Consider the following 23845-nt stretch of genomic DNA (forward strand, 5'->3'; position numbering starts at 1 on the left):
ATCTTTGACTGACACACCGCATTCGCGAGCAAGCCCGCTCCCACACAAGCCCGCTCCCACAGTTGGATTTGCATTTAATTTGAGATCTTCACGAAGCCAGGCTTCAGGCCAAACACCTCAACCCCCTGCGGTGTTGCTTGCCCGGTCGTGACCTTGACCCGCTCCACCGGTTTGTCCATCGTCTCCCGATACTCCACCTCGCCAGCGCTGATCGCTTGCGCCGGCACCACCATCGCCTGCGCATTGTTGTAGGTCACAATGGTCAACCGCGCACTCATCCCCAGCCGCACCCGCTGCAACTGCTGCGGCGTGAGTTGGGGAATCGACAGCGTCACCGGAAACTGTGCACTGCCCTGGCCGTCGCTGGTCATCGCCAAGCCGCTGACCACACTCACCGAACCGCTGAGCCGCTCGCCATCAAAGCCGTCCCCCAGCACTTCCACCGCCTGGCCCTGATGCAGTTGGTTGATGTCCAGCTCCGAGACCTTGGTGACGATTTTCAGCCGCTCGATATTCGCCAGGCCAAACAGCACCTGGCCCTGGCTCACCTTGCTGCCCGCCTGCACCGGGGCGTTGCTGGCGCCTGCTTGCGGGGTGTTGGCGCCGGGGGGCGGTACGACGATGCCGGAGAACGGCGCCTTGACCTCGCGGCCTTCCAGCAGTTGGCGCAGGGCGTCGTACTTGACCGTGGCGTTGGTCAGTTCCATCTCGGCGATCTGCCGGTATTCGCCCTGGCCTTGGGCGATGGCCTGTTGCAGTTCGCTGCGCGCCGAAGCGAGGTCCAGTTGCTGCTGTTGGGTCTGTTGCTTGAGGTCGTCCAATTCGTTGCGAGGGATGATGCCGCGCTGAAACAGGGTTTCGCTTTCGGTGAGCTTGCGCTGGGTGTTGCCAGCGCTCATCTCGGCGGTGCGCAGGCTGCGGCGGGCGCGGCTGACGGCGGGGCCGTTGGCCCAATCCTGCATCTCTTGCACGGTGCGCCGTGCCTTGAGCTGGGCGGAAAGGGCGTCGCGCAGTTGCACTTCAAGGGTGGCCGGGTCCATGCGCAACAGCACCTGGCCGGCCTCGACCCGCTGGCCTTGCTCCACCAGGTTGGCCTGCACATTGCCGTCGAACGGCGCGGTTAGGGTGATGGTGGTGTCGGGCTCGATCTTGCCCACCAGACCGATCTGGTGCACCAGCGCGTCGGGTTGCACCGCCAGCCACTGTTCGCTGGAAGCTGGGCTTTGCGCCGGGCTGCGCAAGGCGAACCCGGCGACGGCCACCAGCAGGATCAACAGCGCGCCAATCAGGCGTTTGCGATTAGTAGTCATTGAGGGCGATTTCCCAGCTTTCCAGCGTCATGCCCAGGGTCAAGTCGAGTTGGGTCTGGGCGTTCAGATAAGCGATCAGCGCGTTGAGCTGGGCGTTTTCGGCGTTGCGCAAATCGCTCTCGAAACTCAGCACCTGGAAGTTGGTGGAGCGCCCGGCGCTGAGTTTTTCCCGTTCGATGTCGATCTTGCGCCGCGACAGCTCCACCGCGCGCTGGGAGATTTCATATTGGCGCCAGCGCGTGCCGAGGTCGCGCACCACATCGTTGACGTTGCGTTCCAGTTCCTGGCGCGCGTCGGTGATGCGGATCTCCTGGTCCTGCACATTCACCCGCGCGCGCACTTCGGCCTGGCGCGTGCTGATGTCGCCGATGGGGATCTGCACCTGCACGCCGGCGTAGCTGTTCCAGGTGCGGTTGTTGCCGCTGTCGTTGTCATTGTTGTAGGTGTCGCGCAGTTGGTTCGCGCCGGCCACCAGGTCCACTTGCCAGCGCCCGGAGTCCTTGGCGATCACCAGGTTGAGGTCGGCCTGCTGGCTGCCGAGCAGGGCGGCGAGGTATTCCGGTTGCTGGTTCTGCGCCAGGTTGAAGGCTTGGCGTTTATCGATCTGCATGGGCTTGGCCTCCAGGGCTTCGGTGGCGCGAATCGGCGTAGCCAGGTCCAGGGCGAGCAGGCGGAGCAGGGCCAGGCGGCTGCTGTCGAGCTGGTTCTGGGCTTCTTCGACGCCCAGTTGTTGGGTGGCGATATCGGCCTCGGTCTGCACGATTTCAAACTCGGCCATGCGCCCGGCGGCGATCAGCGCCTTGTTCACCTCCAGCAAGGTGCCTGAGCGTTTCAGCGCGTCCTGCACGATGCTCAGTTGTTCCTGGGCGCGCAGCAGTTCGCGGTAGGTGGCGATGATCTGGCTGATGGTTTGCGCCACGGTGGCCTTGAGGTTGAGGCGGTTGGCCTGCTCCGCCAGGCGCGACAGGCGCAGCGGCGCGGTGGTGGCGTCCCAGCCGGCGCCGCGCATCAGCGGCTGGATGATTGCCAGGTCGAGGCCGTCGCTGCGGTAGCGACCGGCACGGTCGGCGGTGTTCAGTTGTTGCGTCCAGCCCATGCTCAGGCGCGTGCCGTATTCGCCGAGCAGGCTGGTGGTCGGCGCGAGGTTGGCGTTGCGCGCGTTGTCGGCGCTGCCACGGGTGCCGCGGTAGTAGCTGTTGAGGGTGAGCTTGGGGTTGAAGGTGTCTTCGGCAACGCGCAGGTCGAACTTTTGCGCCACCCGTTGCAGGTACGCGCTGCGAATCGCCGGGTTATTGCGCAGGCCCAGGTACACCGCGTCGCCCAAGGTCACGCTGGTGACCTGGGCATTCAGCGAGACGCTGCGGCTGCTGCTAGGGGCCGAAGGGTTGATCACGATGTCGGCGGCCGCGCACGGCAGGCTCAGCAGCGCCAGGAACAGCAGGCCTTTATTCATCGCGCAAGGCCTCCACCGGCTGCAACCGGGACGCCGAGACCGCTGGGTAGATGCCGAAGAACAGCCCCACCAGCAGCGTGCTGCCGACCCCGAGGGGCAGGGCGGCGGCTGCGAGGGTGAACGCCCAGCCCGACAGCCAGGCATAGAGCCAGGCGGCGGTCATGCCGAGTACCGCGCCGCAGGCGGCACCGACGGCGGTGAGGGTCACGGCTTCGAGCAGGAACAGGTTGCGGATATCCCGCTGACGCGCGCCGAGGGCCATGCGGATACCGATCTCGCGGCGCCGTTCCGAGACGTTCATCAGCATCACGTTCATCACGCCGACGCCGCCGCCCACCAGGGAAATCGCGCCGAGGGCCAGCAGCAGGTAGGCGAAGGTGCGGCTTTGCCGGGTCATGCCGTCGATCATTTGCTGGGGCACCTGGATGTCCACGCTGTGGTCGGTGAGTTGGCGTTGCAGGACGGCGCTGGCGGCGTTGGCCATGGCCTCCATGTCCTGGCCGGGGGCGGCGCGGATCACCACGTTGCCGATCTGCGGGTTGGCGTAGATGCGTTGCATGCCCTCGGCGGGGATAAACAACGATTCATCGCCCTGCACCGGCATCAACAGCGCGCGAGGCTGGCTGTGCAGGATGCCGACGATGAGGAACAGGTAGTCGTTGATGCGCAGCCGTTCCCCCAGTTTCAGCGGGTCGCCGGGTGTACTCAGGGCTTGGGCGAGTTGGCCGCCGATCACGGCGAAGGTTTCGTTGGCGTCGAAGTCCGACAGGAAGCGCCCTTCGCGCAGGCTCAGGCGCATGGCGTCCTGGATGTCCGGCGTGCTGCCGACGATGTTGGCGTTGGCGGTGCGGCCATGGAACACCACCGGCCCGCTGAACAGGCTGAGCGCGCCGATATGGGCGATGCCCGGCACAGCCTGGCGCACGGAGTCGAGGTCCAGGTGCTTGCGCATGGGGCTGCTGCTGCCGACCTTGGCCGGAAATTGCGCGACCAGGGTGTCGGTGCCCATGTCCTTGAAGATCAACGCCGCGTCCACCGCCGCGTTGTGACCGATATTGATGAGCGCCACCACCGAGGAGCTGCCGATGACGATGCCCAGCAGCGCCAGCAGCGAGCGTTTGCCCAGGGTGCGCAGGCTGACGAACGCTTCATGCAGCAGTTGGCTCAGGCTCTGCTCGACCCGCAGGCTCATGGGCACGGGGCCTCTTGCACCGCGCCGTTGCGCACGAGGATCTGGCGGTCCAGGCGCGCAGCGATTTGCGCGTCGTGGGTGACGATAATCAAGGTCACGTGCTGCTCGCGGTTGAGGGCCAGGAGCAGGTCCATGATGTCCTGGGCGGTGCGGCTGTCGAGGTTGCCGGTGGGTTCGTCGGCGAGGATCACCGAGGGGTTGCCCACCAGCGCACGGGCGATGGCCACGCGTTGGCGCTGGCCGCCGGAGAGGTCGGCGGGGCGGTGGTGGGCGCGTTCGGCCAGGCCGACTTGTTCGAGCATGCGCAGGGCTTGCTCCACCGATTCGTGGCGCGAGATGCCGCGATAACTCAGGGGCAGGGCCACATTGTCCAGCGCACTGAGGCGCGGCAGCAGGTTGAAGCTCTGGAACACAAAACCGATCTGCTGGTTGCGGATCGCCGCCAGCTCATCGGGGCTGGCGCTGAAGATATCGTGCCCGGCGAAGCGGTACTGGCCGCAGTTGGGCAAGTCCAGCAGGCCGAGGATATTGAGCAGGGTGCTTTTGCCGGAACCGGAGGCGCCGAGGATGCCGCAGCTGTCACCCCGGGCGATGGTCAGGCTGACGTCATTGAGAATGGACAGCTGTTGCCCGGCCAGCTGATAGCGCTTGCCGATGCCGTGCAGGGAGATCAAGCCTGGGTGCGCGGGGGTATCTGTCATCATGACTACGCCTTCAGTCTCGCCGCTGCCGCCATGCCCCCGGTAAAGCCTTGTAACAAGTTCGGGAGCTGCCTGGTGCGCGTCACGGACTGGTTTTAGTTCTTGTTTTTAAAATATTGTTTGAATAGTAACTGCGTTCAACCTGCTTCGCCAGCCATCGATGTAGAGCGTTTTTACCCTTTGAAACGATTCATCTGAAGGGCATTCCGGGCCTGAAAAACCCCTCTGAGTAGCCGTCACAAGCCTATCCACAAGGGCTTTGGATAATATGGCGGTGTGTCACTACTTGCTTTCGGCCAGCCGCCCCGGTATAAAAAATCAAATTATTTTTTAAAACAATATTTCCGCCGTGGAACTCTTATGGTCGCGAAGAAACTCAGCGCTCCAAACGTTACCAAAACTCGATTGCTGGATGCGACTGAGGCCCTCTTCATCAAGTACGGATACGACGCGGTTTTGTTGCGGCAGATTACCGAGCGCGCCCAGGTCAACCTGGCGGCGGTGAACTACCACTTCGGGGACAAGGATTCCCTGATGAAAACCCTGCTGATGCAGCGCCTGGAACCGCTCAACGAGCAGCGCCTGGAATTGCTGGCACGCTGTGAAGCCGAAGCCGACGGCCCCCTCGACTGCGACACCCTGCTCGGCGTGCTGTTTGCCCCGGCCATGGGCCTGGAGCGCAGCGACCCGGCCAGTGCCAATGGGGAAGGGCGCTCCTTCATCCGTTTCCTCGGCCGCGTCTACAGCGACACCTCACCGTTTATCCAGGAATACCTGAAGGTGCATTACCAGCCGGTATTCCAGCGTTTCTTCGAAGCCTTCGCCCTGGCCCTGCCGGACTTGCCGCGCAACGAGCTGGGCGTGCGCCTGCAATTTGCCCTCAAGGCGATTTCCGGGGTGATGGCCGGTACCGAACTGCGCCTGCTGATGAATTCCATGAGCCTGGGCCGCCCGGCGACGGATGCCGAGGTGATGGCCAAGTTGATCACCCTGGTGTCGGCGGCGATTCGCGTGCCGCAGCAGAGTCCGGAGGCGGAAACTGCGTTGGCGCGGGTGCTGGATACCCAGCGTGCGATTCGTGAACACGCCGCGGCGCCTGCCGCCAAGGCTTCGCGTTAAGGCAAATCCGAGGCAAAAAAAAGCCCGCTGGGGCGGCGGGCTTGATATGCAACATTTGTAACGGATGAGGCTTCACACTACGACTGTGGATGTGAATAAAACGTGAAAAATATGTAGGGAAAGATGTGAGCCCACACGGAAAACACCGATACCGCTTTCTCAAAGTGACCACGCAATGCAGTACCACTCGTCGTGACTGTCAGTTCTGACAGGTAGACGCTAAGGCTCTCCAGGAGTCTGATTTCCTTGTCCCGTGGCCGTGAAGGCACCCGTTCAAGGAGTTCAATCATGTCTAAAAGACCAGTGGTGCATTCGCATCTGCCTGTTTGCTGTCAGCCTTCCACGCGCGTCAATGATCTGGATCTGCCGATTTTTTCCAACCCGGTGTTAGGTGTCGTTGGGGCCGATAGAGGCCTTGGCGCACGTCATATTCAGCCCTATTTGCTCGTCACGCTCTCCCGGTGGACCGATTTAGGCATCGGCGATACTTTTGAGTTTTATGCGGGGAATAGCGTCATCCCACTGGCGTCGGACTTTGTCAGGCCTGGCGAGGAAACCAATAGCTCCTTCCGGCTTGTCATTGAAGAAGAACGGTTTCCGCTAGGCTTTACATTTCCAGTGTTTTCACGTGTTGTGCGAAATGGCCCCGGCACCCCTAGCACTTCGGACAATCTGACTGTTTTCGCCAAGGTGGCAAGGCCAGGTCTCGACGAGCAGCCTGGGCTGGGCTACCACGATAAACTGCAGCTGAGTTTGCCTGCTGACCTAGCAGGCCCTGATGCAGTCTTGACGCCAGAGCGTGCGGCGCTGGGCGTGAAGCTAACCATCGATTACCCCGGCAAACGTGTGCGCGATAAGGTGTATCTGTACTGGGACACAATCTTGCAACTGGTGATATTTGAGCTCGACGACGATCACGCTTCAGGCGTGAAACCGATTGAGGTGGAAGTCGGCCCTGCGATCATTGGTACCGGCAGCGGGCTGATATCTATCCGCTATCAGGTTTTTGATGAGGTTGATAATCGCTCGGGGCATGTTGAACACTTTTCTCAAGCTGTGAACCTGCTAGCCGAGCTAGATCCGAGCCTGCTCGAACGCGCGTACTTCCAAGTCAACTTTATGGACACGACAACAGTCAACTATGACCAAGAGGCGGGAAGCAATTTCCGGGTTGAGGTTGTTGCTCCTCGTCGGCTGCCAGATGGAAGCTTGACGCCTGCGGGCGCTCGTATCGTAGTGACGTTGAGCTGTACCCGCGCCGATAGTTCCACCTTTACAGTGGAATTGCCCGATGCCTTGGTTAATCCGGGCCGGTCCAGTTTTTTCAATGTAGAGGAGGACATTATCAAACAGTTGGTCCGGGGCTCGATGAAGATTACCTGGCGGCTGGATTTCCCATTGGGTACATCATTAGCCACCTCCCAGTCGTTGACGGTCCTGATCTCCGGCACGATTGCGAATATGCCGGCCGTCAATGTGGTGGAGGCTTTGGGGGGAGTGGTAGACCCCAGCGAGCCTTACATCACCATTGAGTATCCCAACCCGGCCTACAGCCCCTACGACCCCAGCAATCTTGTTACCCTATGTATGGAGGCTTTCTTGCCGGGCGGGGGGATTGTCTCCTACGAAGTCTCTCACATCGCTGGCGCTCCACCGCCGCCAACGCGTTTCCGCACGGTCGCTAACGCCTTCTTTTCGCGGTTCATTGGATTGGGCCCTGTGAGGATTTTCTATAAGGTCGACGATGGTGTAATCCGGCTGTTGGGGGCGGGCACACAGACCGTTCGCGAGTCCGAATCGACGTTTGTGGAGTTCGGCCCTCGTATACCTGAAATGCCACGGCCGGAAATCGATAGGGTCGATGAAAACGACAACCTGGACCCGCGCGATCTGTTTGGTCAGCTCGATATCACACTGCCCTACCTCAGGACCTTCCCAGGCGACCGCTTTCAATGGCGCCTGATAGGAACTGCCCCGACCGGCAGTACTAACGGTGAAATCCCTCTCAGCGGAGCGACAGCGGGTCGACCGGTTGTATTTTCACTGGACCGGCGCTACGCCGATGTGAACGTTGATGGCCTCATTCGTCTGAGCTATTCGCTTATACCCGCAAATGGTAGCCGTACGCTGCACTCTTACACACTCGAAGTGACTGTCGGCGAAGCCTTTAATTTGTTGATGCCGGACGTCGTTGAAGCCTCGAAAAATCCTGCCCACTTGACACCGGAAGCGGTCACGGCGGGTGCAACCATTCGTGTCACTTTCCCACAGATGCGTCTGTCCGATCGTATCAGAGCTTGCTGGAAAGGCATTCCCGATATCGGCAGTTACTGTGAAACCAAGGACGGTAACGCCGCGCAAGTGGTGGACTACACCGTCCCTCCGCAAGTGGTGGGTGCCAATATTGCGCCATTTGGCCAACAGATCAGCGTGCAGTACTTCTTGTTGCGAAGCGGGCGGGAAACGCCATCGCCTATTCTGGACCTGTTGTTGCTCAATCTAACAACGCTGCCTATCCCGACTATCGAGGGCATTGGAGATGTGCCGCTGCTGGAAATTGCAAAGTTGAACGGCACCGAACGCACGATTATCAATGTCTGGCCGTTCATCAATCGCTACCAGCGCATTTGGCTGGAATACACCGGCACATATGCCAGTCCAGAAGCGCCCTACTTTGAGGCCACTTACACCAACAATCTGGTGACTGAGAATGGTGAGAGAGAAGGCATTTCTCCGCCAACCCCCGTGGACGAGTTGCGTAAACTCAAAGAGGGCTCAATATTGAGAATCAAGTCCTGGGTCAGTTTTGATCGGGGGAGTAGCAAAGCCAACGCGGTGCTGCTTCGCGAGCGGGATTACACTGTGAAGGCGCTGCCAAGTATCCTGCCGCATCCATTTATTGGCGGCACGATGGATGTCGATAACGATGTAACTATTGCGCCTCTGCCCATTGAGCACAACACGACGGTGACCGTCGAGTACGTCGGAATGAGTGACAAGGACCGCATCACGCTGACGTGGGTGTATGCCGATGGCACGCACTATGAGATACCCCTCGATGGCGTTTCGGGCGGACAGCTGGTGTTTAACTTGACCGCTGCCAAAGTGCTGCACCGCAGTGTGAACAGCACAGTGCAGTTGCAATACTCGGTAAAACGAGAGGGTGTAACGGACCCGATTCCATCGAAAGTTCAGACCGTCAGGGTAAGCGCCATTCCGGCCGCCAGCCTGGCAGGGCCACGGATCAACGGGCTGGCCGATGGCTCGACGCTGGACCTTAGCGCCTTTACCGGAAACGCATTGGCCTCGCTGGCTAAGTGGGCACTGAGTAACACGGGCCAGCGTGCCTGGATTACTTGCAGCAGTGCGGGCGTGGCGCCGTTGGAAGTACTGGGTGCCAGTGGTGCGGTGATTACTTCAACCGAAGCGGCGAATGGTTTGGTGAACAAGCCTGCTTTACGTTCCTGGTTTGAAGCGCTGGCCGACAATGCGCAAATCACTGTGAGGGCTGCAGTAACCTTTGATGGCAGTGCCAACAGAGCGAATGCCGTCGAATTTACCCCGACCAGTTACAGCCTTAAATCGCGAAGACTCATTGAAGGTGTCGACTTTCAAAATGGCCAAAGAGGAGGTTGGGTGAATAGAAGCAGCTCGGGCGACCTTGTGAGCAGTGGTCCGAATTTATATTGGTATGGAATCGGCAGCGGCGAATTTCAATGCGGTTTAAAAAAGACATTTCCTTACGGCGTACTGCCCTGGGGAGCGACGTACGAGCTGACGTTTGACTTCATGAGCTCAACCAATAACGGATGTTTTGTGCTTTTTTCGAATAGCTCTGGCGCGGCAGCTGGCGGAGGCGGATGGACGCCAGTGACCTTGAGGTTTTCTCCTCCTTATAGTTCCGTGGGGGCGGCGTTTGTCATTGACATTCTCAATTCTCCATCTGGAGGTAACGTCGGGTTTTCCTTGGATAATATTAAGATATGGAGGCTGTAAGTTTTTAGGGGGAGGGCGGTGGCTAGGTGGCTATGTGAATAGGCGTCGCCCTTCCGATTGATAACTCGGGGCTTGGTTGTTTAGAGTGATAGTTTTGGTTAGTTGGGGTTGTATCGATGTTGCGAAAGAAATCACCTAACGCCACAAAGTTGGCGTTAGGTGATTGGCATGCAATGTTATTGTGATTACTCACATTTTTGTTTGGCCTGATTGTAGTTTTGTCCTGTTGGGCAAGAGAAGACGTATTTTAACCATCTGTTATTATTGAAAACACATCTGTAATATTTGCCGGGGGTGTTGCTCGTGAAGTAACCTGCTGCAGTGCAGGGGGGATCAGGGTTGATGACAGGAAGTGGGCCGTTGTACTCTGGAAACGTCCACTGTTCTTTTTGGGTAGTGCATGCGCCTAATGCAAGTGCAATGCCGATAAATAATGTTAATCCTGCGAGTTTATTGGGCAGCTTCATCGCGGTATCCTCAAGTTGAAGTGGCTTATCAATAAAATCACTTATTTTGTCTTTGGGGTACTGTCAATATTGACAGCTTGTGCCCGGGTTTGCGCAGTGCTAGGTGAATGTTGATTGTTGAGTTGTGGCGTTACTTAAATTCGCCATTGTTTGGATTTCTTTGCCAGTTGCTCGCGCATGGCCTTGATATTGTCTAGCAACTCAAAGGTCAATAACCGATACCCGTCCGGCGCACTGCACAGCGGTCCTTTCAATGCTGACTCAACTCCCTCGGCATTGCCTGACCGCTCCAACCGCTCCGTCACCCCCGACTTCAACGCCCGCGCCATCCCCACCAACTGCACCCGAATCTGCCGGTGCTCGGCTTTCAACATCAGCTGCATCCGCGCCATCGCCTGTTCATCCCGGGGATCTGGCCGGGTATTGCCAAGAATCTCCAGGGTGCTGATGCACAGGCGCAGATGGCGCTGGATCGCGTCCAACTCGGTCATGGAGATCCGTACTTCCTTGGACACCGACGGCATCAGCGAGCGCAATTGCAGCATCGCCGCGTTCAGGCGATTCAGCAGCTTGAAGTGCTCATCATCGGTGACCGACCGCCCGCTGATAATCCGGCTATAAATCTCGGCACAATCACGCAACGCACTGGCCAGGTTGTAGCGCCACGAATACACCGCATACAGCGGCAAGGCGAACGAAAACGCCAGCGCCAGCACGATCCCAATCAGGATATCCACCGTGCGCCACAAGCCGTCCGACACCGGATTGTCACCGTGGCCTGCAACGATAAACACGGTGATTGCAGACAGCAGCGCGATGTACCCACCCTTGCCAATGGCGTGATAGGAAAAGAACCCGCACACCACCGACATCAGCAAGTAGGTCAGCAGCGGCTGGCCGAGCCAGGCTTGTTGCAATACCAGCAGCAAGCCCACGCTGGCGCCGATCAAGGTGCCGTAGGCGCGCTCCACGGCCTTTTTGCCGATATTGCCGTGGTGTTGCAAGCCGCCGATCACGATGAGCATGGTCACCGACGCCCACTCGCCGTGGGGCAGGTTGATGCCGGTAGTCAGCAGGATCGTCGCCAGCAAGCCGATGGATACGCGCACGGCGTGGATCAGTTTGGCGTGGCGATAGCGGCGGTATGGGTCGAGCAGCGGGCGCAGTAGGCGCCGGGCGAAGAGGGGCAGGTTCATCGGTACTAAAATGGCCTCAATAGTCAGGACGCGTACAGTCAACTGTGGGAGCTGGCTTGCCTGCGATTGCATCACCCTGGTCTGACTGAAAGACCGAGGTGCCTGCATCGCAGGCAAGCCAGCTCCCACAAAAGCCAGCCCCACACAAGACTGGCCAGCGGTGTGTTTAGAAGATGTAGTCGGTCGTCAGGAAGCTTGAGTCACGGTTTTTCAGGATGTCGCTGACCAACGCCTTGTTGCTCTCCTGGAACTTGGTCGCCACCAACGTGCGGATCGAGAACACGCGCAACGCGTCATGCACCGACAGTGTGCCCTCGGCCGAGTTTTTGCGCCCGTTGAAGGGGAACGTGTCCGGCCCGCGCTGGCACTGGGCGTTGATATTGATGCGGCCGACCTGGTTGGCGAAGGTGTCCACCAGCTTGCCGACAGCTTCGGGATTGGTGCCGAAGATGCTCAGTTGCTGGCCGAAATCCGAATCCAGCACGTAGTCGATCACGGTCTCCAGGTCGCGGTAAGGCACGATCGGCACCACCGGGCCGAACTGTTCTTCGTGGTACACGCGCATCTGCGGGTTCACCGGGTACAGCACCGCGGGGTAGAAAAACGAGCCGCGACTTTCGCCGCCATGGGCGTTCACCACCCGGGCGCCATATTGCGCCGCATCTGCCACCAGGCCGTTGAGGTAATCCACCTTGCCGGCTTCCGGCAGCGGCGTCAGCGACACGCCGTCTTCCCACGGCATGCCGGGTTTGAGGGTGGTCAGTTTCTGGTTGAATTTCTCGATAAAGCTGGCGACTACGTCCTCGTGCACAAAGAGGATTTTCAACGCGGTGCAGCGTTGGCCGTTGAACGACAACGAGCCGGTGACGGCTTCGCTCACGGCGTTGTCCAGGTCCACCTCGGGCAACACGATGCCCGGGTTTTTTGCATCCAGGCCCAGGGCGGCGCGCAAACGGTGTGGTTTTGGGTGCAGCTTCTTCAAGTCGCTGGCGGCCTTGTTGGTGCCGATAAACGCAAAGATGTCGATCTTGCCGCTGGCCATCAGCGCGCTGACTGTCTCGCGGCCGCTGCCGTAGATCACGTTGATCACCCCGGCCGGGAAGCTGTCACGGAATGCTTCCAGCAAGGGACGGATCAACAGCACGCCGAGCTTGGCGGGTTTGAACACCACCGTGTTGCCCATGATCAGCGCCGGGATAAGCGTGGTGAAGGTTTCGTTGAGCGGATAGTTGTAGGGGCCCATGCACAGCGCGACGCCCAGGGGGACGCGGCGGATCTGGCCGAGGGTGTCTTGCTCCAGCTCGAAGCGGCTGGAGCGGCGGTCGAGTTCCTTGAGGGCGTTGATGGTGTCGGTGATGTAGTCGCAGGTGCGGTCGAACTCTTTCTGCGAGTCCTTGAGGTTCTTGCCGATTTCCCACATCAGCAGCTTGACCACGGCGTCGCGCTGTTCACGCATGCGGCGCAAAAAGGCTTCGATGTGCTGGATACGCTCTGCCACGCGCATCGTTGGCCACTCGCCTTGCCCGCGGTTGTAGGCGCGCACGGCGGCGTCGAGGGCGGTGAGGGCGGTGTCGGCGTCCAGTAGCGGCGTGCTGCCGATATGCACGCGCTTTTCACCGAGCTGCACCGGGCTTTGCACTTGGGCCAATGGGCCGTTCCAGACCTGCAACTGGCCATCGACCAGGTAATCACGCTGTTCAATGGGCGCCGCCAGGCGGTATTGCTCGGGAATATCGTTGGCGGTGGCGGGAAACAGCTCGTCGAGCAGGTTGCTGGTGGTCATGTCGCTACCCCTGGAATAGTTGCAAAACATGACTAGAGAGTCACCCAACACAGGGCTCTATGGCAAGGCTTGCGCGCTTTCTTGTACGCCTGCGGGTAAACTGCGCGGCTTTCTTGAAGGAGTTCACATGAGTCAGTACCAGCCGGGCATTCTTGCCGCACCGGTGCCGTTGCAGGCACGCCATCTGTTTTTTGCCGTGGATTCCCTGGCCGCCGTGCCCGCTGCGCTTGATGCGCTGGTGCAGTTGGCGGATGCGCAGGTGGTGGTCGGTGTTGGTGAGCCGCTGGTCAACGCGCTGGATGCACAGATCGACGGCTTGCGCAGTTTTCCCACTGTCAGCGGCCCGGGCGCGCACAACCCGTCCACTCAACAGGCGCTGTGGGTGTGGTTGCACGGCGTCGACCGTGGCGAACTGCTGTTGCGCAGTCGCGCCTTTGAAAAAGCCCTGGCCCCGGCGTTCAGCCTGGTGCAGATGACCGAAGGCTTCCGCTACAAGACCGGCTTCGACCTCACCGACTACGAAGACGGCACCGAAAACCCCCACGACGACGCAGCCGTCGAAGCCGCCCTGACCGACAGCGGCGCCAGCTTCGCCGCGATCCAGCAATGGCAGCACGACCTCGACGGCTTTGCCGCCTTACCGGCGCAGGAGCGCGACCACATCATCGGCCGTCGCCATGGCGACAACGAAGAACTCGACGACGCCCCGGAATCCGCCCACGTCAAACGCACCGCCCAGGAAAGCTTCACCCCGGAAGCCTTTGTGGTACGCCGCTCTATGCCATGGGCCGAGAACGGCCAGGCGGGTCTGATGTTCCTCGCGTTTGGCCATTCCTTTGATGCGTTTGAAGCGCAACTGCGAAGGATGAGTGGGCTGGAGGATGGGATTGTTGATGGTTTGTATCGCATCAGCACGCCGTTGACGGGGGGCTACTACTGGTGCCCACCGGTCAAGGACTGGCGCCTGGAGCTGAGTGTGCTGACGCGCTGATCTAAGCGAGCCATTCAACCTCTCCACTGTGTAGGCGGTAAATGCCGCCGACGATGTTCAATTGGCCTTTGGCCAGTGCCTCGGTCAGCAGGCTGGACTCGCGCTTGAGCCGCGCCACAGTGTCCCGGACATTTTGCGCAATCGCGTTGTCGAGGAGATTGCCGGGTGCTTTCAACACCTTGTTCACCGAGGGTTTGAACGCATTCGCCAGGCCCTGGATCTTGCCGGGGAACGTGGCGTTGTCTGTGACCGCCTTGACGCCGGCCGCGACGGCGCCACAGCTGTCATGCCCCAGTACCAGGATCAGCGGGGTGTTCAGCACCGCGGCGGCGTATTCGAGGCTGGCGAGCCCGTCGTTGGTGACGAAGTTGCCCGCGACGCGGACTGAAAAAAGTTCGCCCAGGCCCGTGTCAAACATGTACTCAGGGGCAATCCTTGAATCGGCGCAGGCCAGCACCGCTGCGAACGGACGCTGGCCGTTGACCAGCGCCGCGCGTTCATCCATCAGGCCGCGGCGCTTTGTGACATCCGCGGCGTATCGACGGTTGCCTTCCTGCAGCCGCGCCAGGGCTTGTTGTGGGTTTGTAACAGCCGGTGGAGCAACCACTTCATGTGCCAGCGCAGGCGGCAATGCACCCGCCAAGAGCAGTGCCCCGGCGCCGGCGGTGGCCAGTCGTAGAAAGTTGCGGCGGTCATTCATCAAGGTGGGTGGGACGGGTTGGTGGGCGTTGTCCATCGATTGGCTTCTCGGAGTGGTTGGAACAGAGAAGTGCCAAGGTTGCAAACAATGCTACGCAAGACTGTAGGAGCCCTCTGATTGAGGCGTAAACGTCGGCATTGGACATGAAGATATTGACAGCTGGCCAATCAGCCGCTGAAAAAAATTGCCGCTGCCCGTACTCTAGACGCCTTTGTCACCCGTGCGGATTGTTCATGTCTTCAGTTGCCGATGGGCTGCCCCTCAATAAACGCCTGCCTGCCGTGATCGCGCTCTCCCTGGGGATCGGCATGGCGACCCTGGACACGGCAATCGTCAACACGGCGTTGCCGACCCTGGCCGAGGGCATTGGCACGGACTCGGCCTCGGTGATCTGGGTGGTCAACGCCTATCAACTGGCGATCATTGCCACGGTGCTGCCCTTTGCGTCGCTGAGCGAGGTGTTGGGGCATCGCCGCGTGTACCTCGGCGGGTTGCTGCTGTTTATCGTCTCGTCGCTGTTCTGCGGGCTGGCGGGTTCACTGGAAACCCTCACCGCCGCGCGGGTAGTGCAGGGGCTCGGGGCGGCGGCGATCATGAGCGTGAACGCTGCGTTGCTGCGGCATATCTATCCGTCCCGCATGCTGGGGCGTGGCCTGGGCTATAACTCGCTGGTGGTGGGGTTGGCGTTTACCCTTGGGCCGACGGCGGCGTCGGCGATCCTGGCGGTCACCACTTGGCACTGGCTGTACCTGATCAATGTGCCACTGGGGTTGTTGGCCCTGGCGTTGGGCTTGCGCTCGTTGCCGACCCTGCCAATGACCGGGCACGCGTTTGACCGGCTGGCGGCCTTGCTGTGTGCCGGGTTGTTCGCCCTGCTGGTGTTGGGCCTGGGCACGGCGGTGCAGGGTGCCCAGGGCGCGCTGACCTTGGGGTTGATCGCGGTGGCGTTGGTGTGCGGCGTCTTGCTGCTGCGCCGGCAGGAGGGTCACCCGGCGCCGATGCTGGCGGTGGACCTGTTCAAGCGGCCGGTGTTTGCCTTGTCGTCCCTTACGGCAATTTGCGCATTCAGTGCCCAGGGCCTGGCGTTTGTGTCGTTGCCGTTCCTGTTGCAGGCGGTGCTGGGTCATAGCCAGGTGGAAACCGGTTTTCTGATGACACCGTGGCCGGCCGTCGTGGCGGTGATGGCGCTGGTGGCGGGGCGCCTGGCTGACCGCGTGTCGCTGGGGGCGCTGTGCGGCATCGGCCTGTTGATGCTCAGCCTGGGCATGGCGGCGCTGGCCAGCCTGGGCAACGAGGCGTCGGCCTGGGACATTGGCTGGCGCATGGCCTTGTGTGGCGCCGGTTTTGGTTTCTTCCAGTCACCCAACCTCAAGGCGATCATGACCAGCGCGCCGCTCGCCCGTAGCGGTGGGGCCAGTGGCATCGTGGCAATTTCACGGTTGCTGGGGCAGACGCTAGGGGCGTCATTGGTGGCGCTGTGTTTCCACCTGTTTGTCGACAGCGGCCCGCAAACGGCGTTGTGGCTGGGCTGCGTGTTTGCGTTGGTGGGCGCCGTGGCCAGCGTGTTGCGTTTGCTGCCCTATGGAAAAAAGCCCGCTAGGCCGTTGTAAAACACGCGGGGGGAAGGCTACCGTGGCGACCTGAATATTTCGGGATGTTTCAGATTTATGACCGCCCTGGCCCAACGCACTGCTGACACCCAATCCCGCCGCGCTGCGCTGACCCTGGCTTTATGCCTGCCCAGCGATGTGTTGCTGTACCTGCTGCTGCCGATGGAGTCCCAGGCCTTCGGCATCACGCTGGCCCAGGCCGGGGTATTGCTGGCGGCCAACCGCCTGGTGCGGATTTTCGGCTACCGGCATGTGCTGAATTTCTACGCGCGCAACGGCGACCGCCTGACCTGCATGATCGCCGCCGGCGCCGCGATGCTGTGTGCCTTGGGCAACTCGATGTTGTCGGGCTTTGCCGCGTTGCTGGGGTTGCGGTTGGTCTGGGGCCTGTGTTTTGCCGCGTTGAATCTGTCAACCCAAGTGCTGGCGACGTCGGAACCTGCCGGTGCGGCACGCCGGGCCGGACGCTCACGGGCAGTGATCGCCCTCGGGCCGATGCTCGCGCTGCCGCTGGGCGGTTGGCTGACGTTATGGGCCGGGCCGCGGCCGATCTTCCTGATCCTCGCCGGATGCTGCCTGGTGGGCCTGTGGGTGGCGCGCGGCTTGCCCGTCGCGGGGCATGATCTGCACAGCAGCGGGCGCCGCTTCAAGTGGCCCGACAGTGTGGCGATGTGGTCGTTTATCGAAGGCGTGGCGTTGGATGGGCTGTTTATCTTTGGCCTGTCGATCCAGGCGCAGAAGATCCTGGGCGGCGACGCGGTGCTGATTGCCGGTGGGTTGATGGCGCTGCGCTATGTCTCGGAAATGCTCCTGAGCCCTTTGGGTGGGCGCGCGGCCCAGCGTTTTGGCGCGACCTCGATGTTGCTGCTGTTCTCGTTCATGAGTGCGCTGGCCCTGACGGCGTTTGCCAGCTACTGGGTGATCGTCGGCGCGGCGGCGGTGCTGGTGTTGCGCGCGCTGCAACTGCCGCTGGTGACTACCCTGGTGGCTGAACGCAACCCCGGTGCGATGCGGGTGTCGGCGCTGGCCTCGAATGCGGTGTGGCGTGATATCGGCGCGGGCCTTGGCCCGTTGTTGGCGGGGTTGTTGCTGCCGGTGGCGTCGGCGCCGCTGGTGTTTGGTTTGGCCGGCGCGGCGATTGCTGTGAGTGCGCTGTTCTGCTGGCGCGCCGGTCGGGTCGCCTAACCGCGCAGTTGTTCCAGCCACGCTGGATCAAGGCGTGTTTGTTCGGTCTCGAGGCCCAGCGCCTGCATTTTCGCCTTGTGCGCCTCGACCTCGCTCAGTAGCTGCGCCTGGGCGCTGGAATTGGCGTCCAGCGCATGCATCTGCGTCAGCCCCAGGTGGTAAAAACGCAGCAGCTTGATTGCCGTCGGGTCGTTGGCCTGCACGCCCTCGGTGACCTTGTGCATCACATTGGTCACGCTCATCAGGCTGCGCTTGAGCTGCCAGCCATACACCGCTGGCGCCAGCCACGGTTGGGTCCAGAACGGCCCGCGCACCAGGGCCAGGGTGATCAGCACGCCGGCAAATACGCCGCCGACGTTGAAGCGAAAGTTGTCACCGCCCGGCTCGCCGAACAGCATCACCGCCAGGCTCGACAGCGACATCGCCAGTGCCAGGAACAGCGCCGCCACGATCAACGTGCTGCGGCGGGTTTGGCGGCGGTAAGTGACAGGGTCGCAGGGTTTGAGCTCGAACATCCGGGGCGGTCTCCAGTGGCGTAGGCGCGCATCTTCGCACATCGCACAAAAAGAGCCCCGCTTCGGCGGGGCTTTTAGTTACTTGGGCGCGGTCCACGTCACTTCGGTAACACCGAATTTCTCGGCCCAGGGCCGGGTGGTCTTTTTCACTTGCTCGTGACCGACGCGGCCGATGCGGCTCACGTGGGCAATGTCGGCGTCCACTGCCGCCCAGTGCCAGGCCTCGGCGTTGTTCATCACATCGGCGCGTACCACAAAGGACTTGGGTTGACCGTGTAGTTGGTAATTGATGGTGTAGATTTTTGCGCTACTCATGTTGCCTCCCTGTGTTGTTATAAATGGATAGGGCAGGGTTCAAAAAGGTTCATTCAAAATGACAATCTGCATGTCGGCGCGGCATAGTGTCGCCTCTGCACTGTGCTCAACGATTGCGCCCAAGGATTGCGCCATGCCCGACCTGACCCATCGCCAGCTTTACTTGCAACGTCTGGGCTACGACACGCCGCCTGCACCCACCCTGCAAACCCTGCGCGACCTGCAACTGCGCCATGTGTGCACCTTTGCCTTTGAAAGCCTGTCCACCTTGCTGCGCCTGCCGGTGCCCATCGACCTGGCCAACGTCGAGCGCAAAGTGTTGCTCGATGGGCGAGGGGGGTATTGCTATGAGCTGAACCAGATGTTCCTGGCCCTGTTGCAGGAGCTCGGTTTTGACGCGCGCGGTATTACTGGCCGTGTGGTCATGGGCGGGCCGGCGGATGCACGCACGGCACGTACCCATCGCTTGAGCCTGGTGACCCTGGACGGAGTGCGCTACATCACTGACGTCGGCTTTGGCGGCATGGTGCCCAGCAGCCCGTTGCAGTTGGACAGCGAAGCGGTACAGGCTACGTCTCACGAGCCCTATCGCCTGACGCACAATGCGGACGACAGCTACACGTTATGGGCTGAAGTCGCCGGGGAATGGCGCGGGCTGTATGTGTTTGACCTGCAGGAGCAGGCGGACATCGATTACGAAATCGGCAACTGGTACGTGTCCACGCATCCGGGTTCGCCGTTTCTGGGCCAATTGAAAGTGGCGCGGTTGGCACCGGGCAAACGCTACACGTTGAACAACGCCCACTATGCGGTCCACTACCTGGATCGGCCCAGTGAGAAACACACGATTAAACAGGCCGATGAACTCTTGGCGCTGCTCAGGGAAACCTTTGGGATTCGCTTGCCGGTAGAGGGGGCGTTGGTTGAAAAAATCAATGGCTTAATAATGGCATCTAGCTAGAAATATCGAGATAGAGCCATCGCTGAACCGTTTTATCTCCTTGTCTGCGCAAATGAATGCGAACCTTTTTCCTACATTTAGGCTCGAAGCGGTTCCGGAGTAATTTGCTCACCAGACAAGGAGCTGTAAAACGATGTCCAAGCTATTCGGAAAATTCCTCAAGAACACCTCGGTATTTGCGCTAGTCGCAGCGCCTGCCATGGTGTTCGCCGCACCGCCGACAGGGCCGATTTCCACCTTCGGTATCCTGGGTGCCTACAACGACTTCAAGCTCGAAGGCGGTAGCCAAAGTGACAAGGACAACATGCCCGAAGCGGGCCTGTTCTATAACTTCGGCAACAAACTCACCGCTGAGTCTGGCTTTATCTACCAGGCGGGCGTTACCGCCAAGTACGGCAAAAAGAGCGACAATAAACTCAAGGACGGCCAGGCCGACCTGGACCTCGGCTGGCGTGCCGCGCTGGATGCGCGCAACTCGGTCGATGTGATCGCCGGCGGCGGCTATAGCTGGACCCGCTACGAGCTGGACTCCAACAACGAAGACCTGGAGCTCACCAGCAAATCGCCATTTGCCAAGGCGGCCCTGGGCTACAACCACCAGTTCGATGACATGACCCTGCGTGTCGAAGCCGGCGCCCGCCGCACCCTGGACGGCCGCGCCAAGATCAAGGTGGACGGCCTGGGCAGCGACACCGTGGATCTCAAGGACCGCACCAACCCCTACGCCGAAGTCAGCCTGCTGATGAACCAGAAGGGCGACCTGCCGGTGGTCGCGGGCCTGTACTACACCCGCACCGAGTACAAGCTGGATGAAGACTCGGAGGTGGCGGATAACACCAGGCTCAAGCGGGATGAGTATGGGGTGAAGGTCGGAATCGCGTTCTGACGACAGCACCGCATCACTCATGTGGGAGCGGCGGTGCGACGATTCGACTTGCTCGCGAAAGCGCTGGGTCAGTCGAGGCATCTGTGACTGACACTGCGCATTCGCGGGCAAGCCCGCTCCCACATTTTTGACCGCGTTCGTCAGAAGAATCCGGTCACATGTCAGGGCGCGGTGTGACGATTCGAGCACGTCGTTGTGGCGAGGGAGCTTGCTCCCGTTGGGCTGCGTAGCGGCCCCGAATCCGGATACTGAGATTTATCAGGGATAACGCGGTGACCTTTTTGGGGCCGCTTCGCGCCCCAGCGGGAGCAAGCTCCCTCGCCACAGGAATTCCTTGTGGAATTTACTCATCGCAACAAACGCAAAACGGCGCCCGAAGGCGCCGTTTTGTTTACCGCATTGACTTAAGCGATCAAACGCCCAACACCGCGTGCTGCACCAAAGTGAGCAACGGTTGTGGGTAAACGCCCAGGAAGAACGCGAGCAGGGCGATGGCCAGCAGCATCACGCCGCCTGCCTTCTGTTCCCAATGCAGCTCGGCATCCACACGGCGCAGGTTTGGCTCGATCAGGTACAGGGTCACCATCACGCGCAGGTAGTAGAACACGCCGATGGCGCTGCCCAGTACGAGGGAAGCAACCAACCACCATTCGTGGGCTTCAACACCGGTAGCCACGATGTAGAACTTGCCGATAAAGCCCGCAGTCAGCGGAATGCCGGCCAGGGACAGCATCATCACGGTGAGCACAGCGGTCAGGTACGGACGGCGCCAGAACAGGCCACGGTATTCGTACAGGGCGTCGGCATCACGGCCTTTGAACGGCGAGGACATCAGCGTGATCACGCCGAATGCACCGAGGCTTGTGATCACGTAGGTGACCAGGTACACGCCCATGGCTTCCACGGCCAGGCCTTTGCTCGCCACCAGGGCGATCAGCAGGTAGCCGAAGTGCGCGATGGAGGAGTAACCCAGCAGACGCTTGAGGTTGTTCTGGGTCAGGGCCAGCAGGTTACCGAACAGGATCGACGCAATGGCGATCACGGTCAGCACGTCGCTGAGCACGCCAGTGTTGGCAGCAGGGGAGATCTGGAACAGACGCACCATCACCGCAAACACAGCCACTTTCGACGCGGTTGCCAGGAACGCGGCCACCGGCGCCGGGGCGCCTTCGTACACGTCCGGGGTCCACAAGTGGAACGGCACCAGCGACAGCTTGAACGCCAGGCCGATCAGCATCATCGCCAGACCCAGTTGGGCAATCGGTGCAGGCATGCCGGTGGCGGCCAGGGCGTGGCCGATACCGGTGAAGCTCAGGCTGCCGGCTTCGGCGTAGAGGAGGGCCATACCGAACAACAGGAACGCAGAACCGGCAGCCGACAGCACCATGTACTTGATGCCGGCTTCCAGCGAGCGCTTGTTGAAGAACGCGTAGGCCACCAGGCCGTAGGTCGGGATCGACAGCAGTTCCAGGCCGATGAACAGGCCCGCCAGGTGCTGTGCGCTGACCAGCACGATGCCACCGGCCGCAGCCAGCAGGATCAGCAGGTACAGCTCTTCGCGGTTGCCTGGGTAGCCGGTGCCGCCTTCGCCGAGATAGGCGTGGGCGAGGGTGACGCAAGCCAGTGTGGCCACCAGGATCAGCGCGATGTACAGCAGGGCAAAGTCATCGACCATCATCAAAGGCGTGACCGCCAGTGGCGCGACCTTGAGGGCCGGAATGATCGACAGCAGGGCCAGGTTCAACCCGGCGCAGGACAGCAGGAACGTTTGCGAGTGATTGCGGCGCCAGGCGATGGCCAGCATCACCGCGACAACGGTGAGGCTGGTAATCAGCAGCGGCGCAAGCGCGATAAAGTGTTGGATCGTGAATTCCATAGCGCTCTTACCGGGCCGAAGCGAGTTGAGAGAAGGCGGTGCCGAACCACTGCTGCACGCCATGCATCGTCGCGGCAGAAGTGTCCAGGAACGGTTGCGGGTACACGCCGATGTAGATCAGCAATACCGCAAGGCCGAGCACCATGATCAGTTCGCGAGCATCCATCCCTTGCAGGACGGTGTCGGACTTGGCCGGGCCGAAGTAGGCGCGGTGGATCATGATCAGCGAGTAGACCGAACCGAACACCAGGCCGGACGTCGCAATGGCACTGATCCATGGCGTCTGCACGAAGGCACCCATCAGGATCAGGAACTCGCCGATGAAGTTGCCGGTACCCGGCAAGCCCAGGGACGCGGCGGCGAAGAACAGGCTGATCGCCGGCAGGTACGCGATGCGCGACCACACGCCACCCATTTCACGCATGTCACGGGTGTGCAGGCGCTCGTACAGCTGGCCACTCAGGATAAACAGGGCAGCGGCGGAAACACCGTGGGCCAACATCTGGATCACTGCGCCTTGCAGCGCCAGTTGGCTGCCGGAGTAGATGCCGATCAGTACGAAGCCCATGTGGGAAACGGACGAGAAGGCAATCAGACGCTTGATGTCGGTTTGGGCGAAGGCCAGGAACGCACCGTAGAAGATCCCGATCAGACCCAGGGTCATGGCGATCGGCGCGAACTCGGCCGAGGCATTCGGGAACAGCGGCAGGGCGAAACGCAGCAGGCCGTAGGCGGCGGTTTTCAGCAAGATACCGGCGAGGTCCACGGAACCCGCGGTCGGCGCCTGGGCGTGCGCATCAGGCAACCAGGAGTGGAACGGCACCACCGGCAGCTTCACCGCGAACGCGATGAAGAAGCCCAGCATCAGGATGTACTCGGTGGTCAGGGACATCTTGGTTTTCAACAGGTCGGCGTAGTTGAACGTAATCACGCCGGTGGTGTTGAAGTTGACCAGTACCAGACCCAGGATCGCCACCAACATGATCAGGCCGGAAGCCTGGGTGAAGATGAAGAACTTGGTCGCGGCGTAGATCCGGGTTTTCTTGCCGTCCGAAGAACTGTGACCCCAGAGCGCGATGAGGAAGTACATCGGCACCAGCATCATTTCCCAGAAGAAGAAGAACATGAACAGGTCGAGGGCGAGGAACACGCCGACGACACCGCCCAGGATCCACATCAGGTTCAGGTGGAAGAAGCCCACGTGACGCTGGATCTCTTTCCACGAGCAGAGTACCGAGAGGATACCCAGCAGGCCGGTCAGCAGGATCATCAACAGCGACAGGCCGTCGAGGGCCAGGTGCACGTTGATGCCGAAGCGCTGGATCCAGACGTGCTTGAATTCAAGCGCGAACGTGGGATCGACACCCGGTGCCGGAGCAAATGAATAGTCGCCATGGGCCCACAGCCAGAGGCCGAGTGCGAGTTCCAGGGACATGGTCAGCAACGCAATCCAGCGGGGGAGGGTGGCGCCGAAGCGTTCACCCATCCAGCAGAGCAGGCCGCCGATAAAGGGGATCAGGATTAGCCAGGGCAGAATCATGACAGGCTCGTTTCCTTTCGCAAGTTCGCAAAGTTGGCAAAGTTCATAG

General features: G+C 60.8%; 19 protein-coding genes. 7 read left to right on the forward strand and 12 right to left on the reverse strand.

Annotated features, from left to right (window positions below; translation table 11 throughout):
* Positions 1-74: 74 nt before the first annotated feature.
* From DBR46_RS21735 to DBR46_RS21750, 4 genes are read right to left on the reverse strand one after another with little or no spacing between them, the layout of a single operon-like run.
* Positions 75-1310: an efflux RND transporter periplasmic adaptor subunit gene (locus DBR46_RS21735; RefSeq protein WP_124527852.1), complete on the reverse strand. Its 1236-nt coding sequence runs from the start codon at positions 1308-1310 to the stop codon at positions 75-77.
* Complete coding sequence (locus DBR46_RS21740) at positions 1300-2763, reverse strand: TolC family protein (RefSeq protein WP_124527853.1); 1464 nt, start codon at positions 2761-2763, stop codon at positions 1300-1302. The genes DBR46_RS21735 and DBR46_RS21740 overlap by 11 nt, the downstream gene beginning before the upstream one ends.
* Positions 2756-3955, reverse strand: coding sequence for an ABC transporter permease (locus DBR46_RS21745; protein WP_124527854.1), 1200 nt, complete (start codon positions 3953-3955; stop codon positions 2756-2758). Before DBR46_RS21745 ends, DBR46_RS21740 begins: the two co-directional genes overlap by 8 nt.
* Positions 3952-4659 (reverse strand): ABC transporter ATP-binding protein, encoded by a 708-nt coding sequence (locus DBR46_RS21750; protein ID WP_124527855.1) that lies wholly within the window; start codon positions 4657-4659, stop codon positions 3952-3954. Before DBR46_RS21750 ends, DBR46_RS21745 begins: the two co-directional genes overlap by 4 nt.
* 357 nt (positions 4660-5016) lie before the next feature.
* On the opposite strand from DBR46_RS21750, the gene DBR46_RS21755 reads away from it, so the two are divergent.
* A complete protein-coding gene (locus DBR46_RS21755) occupies positions 5017-5775 on the forward strand; it encodes a TetR/AcrR family transcriptional regulator (protein ID WP_124527856.1) in 759 nt (252 codons plus the stop codon).
* A gap of 288 nt (positions 5776-6063) precedes the next feature.
* Positions 6064-9771 carry a hypothetical protein gene (locus tag DBR46_RS21760; protein ID WP_124527857.1) on the forward strand — a complete coding sequence of 1236 codons (3708 nt, stop codon included), beginning with the start codon at positions 6064-6066 and terminating at the stop codon, positions 9769-9771.
* Between the two features lie 185 nt (positions 9772-9956).
* On the opposite strand, the gene DBR46_RS21765 is transcribed toward DBR46_RS21760, so the two are convergent.
* The 3 genes from DBR46_RS21765 to DBR46_RS21775 form a co-directional block, all read right to left on the reverse strand.
* Complete coding sequence (locus tag DBR46_RS21765; RefSeq protein WP_124527858.1) at positions 9957-10238, reverse strand: chitin-binding domain-containing protein; 282 nt, start codon at positions 10236-10238, stop codon at positions 9957-9959.
* Positions 10239-10372: 134 nt separating this feature from the next.
* Complete coding sequence (locus DBR46_RS21770; RefSeq protein WP_124527859.1) at positions 10373-11434, reverse strand: FUSC family protein; 1062 nt, start codon at positions 11432-11434, stop codon at positions 10373-10375.
* Between the two features lie 166 nt (positions 11435-11600).
* Complete coding sequence (locus DBR46_RS21775) at positions 11601-13217, reverse strand: NADP-dependent glyceraldehyde-3-phosphate dehydrogenase (protein WP_124527860.1); 1617 nt, start codon at positions 13215-13217, stop codon at positions 11601-11603.
* A 127-nt stretch (positions 13218-13344) separates the two neighbouring features.
* Here DBR46_RS21775 and DBR46_RS21780 point away from each other — a divergent pair, with 127 nt between their 5' ends.
* On the forward strand, positions 13345-14208 hold the full coding sequence (locus DBR46_RS21780; protein WP_124527861.1) for a Dyp-type peroxidase: 864 nt from the start codon (positions 13345-13347) through the stop codon (positions 14206-14208).
* Between the two features lies 1 nt (position 14209).
* Here the strand turns inward: DBR46_RS21780 and DBR46_RS21785 are convergent, their stop codons facing one another.
* Complete coding sequence (locus tag DBR46_RS21785) at positions 14210-14944, reverse strand: carbonic anhydrase (RefSeq protein ID WP_124527862.1); 735 nt, start codon at positions 14942-14944, stop codon at positions 14210-14212.
* Between the two features lie 197 nt (positions 14945-15141).
* On the opposite strand from DBR46_RS21785, the gene DBR46_RS21790 reads away from it, so the two are divergent.
* Entirely contained in the window at positions 15142-16518 is a 1377-nt protein-coding gene (locus DBR46_RS21790; protein WP_124527863.1) for an MFS transporter, read from the forward strand.
* A 57-nt stretch (positions 16519-16575) separates the two neighbouring features.
* Positions 16576-17703 (forward strand): MFS transporter, encoded by a 1128-nt coding sequence (locus tag DBR46_RS21795; RefSeq protein WP_124527864.1) that lies wholly within the window; start codon positions 16576-16578, stop codon positions 17701-17703.
* Here the strand turns inward: DBR46_RS21795 and DBR46_RS21800 are convergent.
* Together DBR46_RS21800 and DBR46_RS21805 are read right to left on the reverse strand one after the other, a co-directional pair.
* The gene (locus DBR46_RS21800) at positions 17700-18218 is read right to left on the reverse strand and encodes a DUF3087 domain-containing protein (RefSeq protein WP_124527865.1); all 519 of its coding nucleotides are present in this window, start codon (positions 18216-18218) and stop codon (positions 17700-17702) included. The genes DBR46_RS21795 and DBR46_RS21800 overlap by 4 nt on opposite strands.
* 78 nt (positions 18219-18296) lie before the next feature.
* Positions 18297-18533, reverse strand: coding sequence for a DUF6555 family protein (locus DBR46_RS21805; protein ID WP_017737140.1), 237 nt, complete (start codon positions 18531-18533; stop codon positions 18297-18299).
* 133 nt (positions 18534-18666) lie between these two features.
* Here DBR46_RS21805 and DBR46_RS21810 point away from each other — a divergent pair, with 133 nt between their 5' ends.
* Both DBR46_RS21810 and DBR46_RS21815 read left to right on the forward strand, forming a co-directional pair.
* A complete protein-coding gene (locus tag DBR46_RS21810; protein WP_124527866.1) occupies positions 18667-19494 on the forward strand; it encodes an arylamine N-acetyltransferase in 828 nt (275 codons plus the stop codon).
* Between the two features lie 133 nt (positions 19495-19627).
* Positions 19628-20380 carry an outer membrane beta-barrel protein gene (locus DBR46_RS21815; RefSeq protein ID WP_124527867.1) on the forward strand — a complete coding sequence of 251 codons (753 nt, stop codon included), beginning with the start codon at positions 19628-19630 and terminating at the stop codon, positions 20378-20380.
* 412 nt (positions 20381-20792) lie between these two features.
* Here DBR46_RS21815 and nuoN read toward each other — a convergent pair whose 3' ends face one another.
* The gene (nuoN, locus tag DBR46_RS21820; RefSeq protein WP_017737144.1) at positions 20793-22256 is read right to left on the reverse strand and encodes an NADH-quinone oxidoreductase subunit NuoN; all 1464 of its coding nucleotides are present in this window, start codon (positions 22254-22256) and stop codon (positions 20793-20795) included.
* 7 nt (positions 22257-22263) lie between these two features.
* Complete coding sequence (nuoM, locus tag DBR46_RS21825) at positions 22264-23796, reverse strand: NADH-quinone oxidoreductase subunit M (RefSeq protein ID WP_017737145.1); 1533 nt, start codon at positions 23794-23796, stop codon at positions 22264-22266.
* Positions 23797-23845: the final 49 nt, after the last annotated feature.

The organism is Pseudomonas sp. KBW05, from assembly GCF_003852405.1.
Lineage (GTDB): Bacteria > Pseudomonadota > Gammaproteobacteria > Pseudomonadales > Pseudomonadaceae > Aquipseudomonas.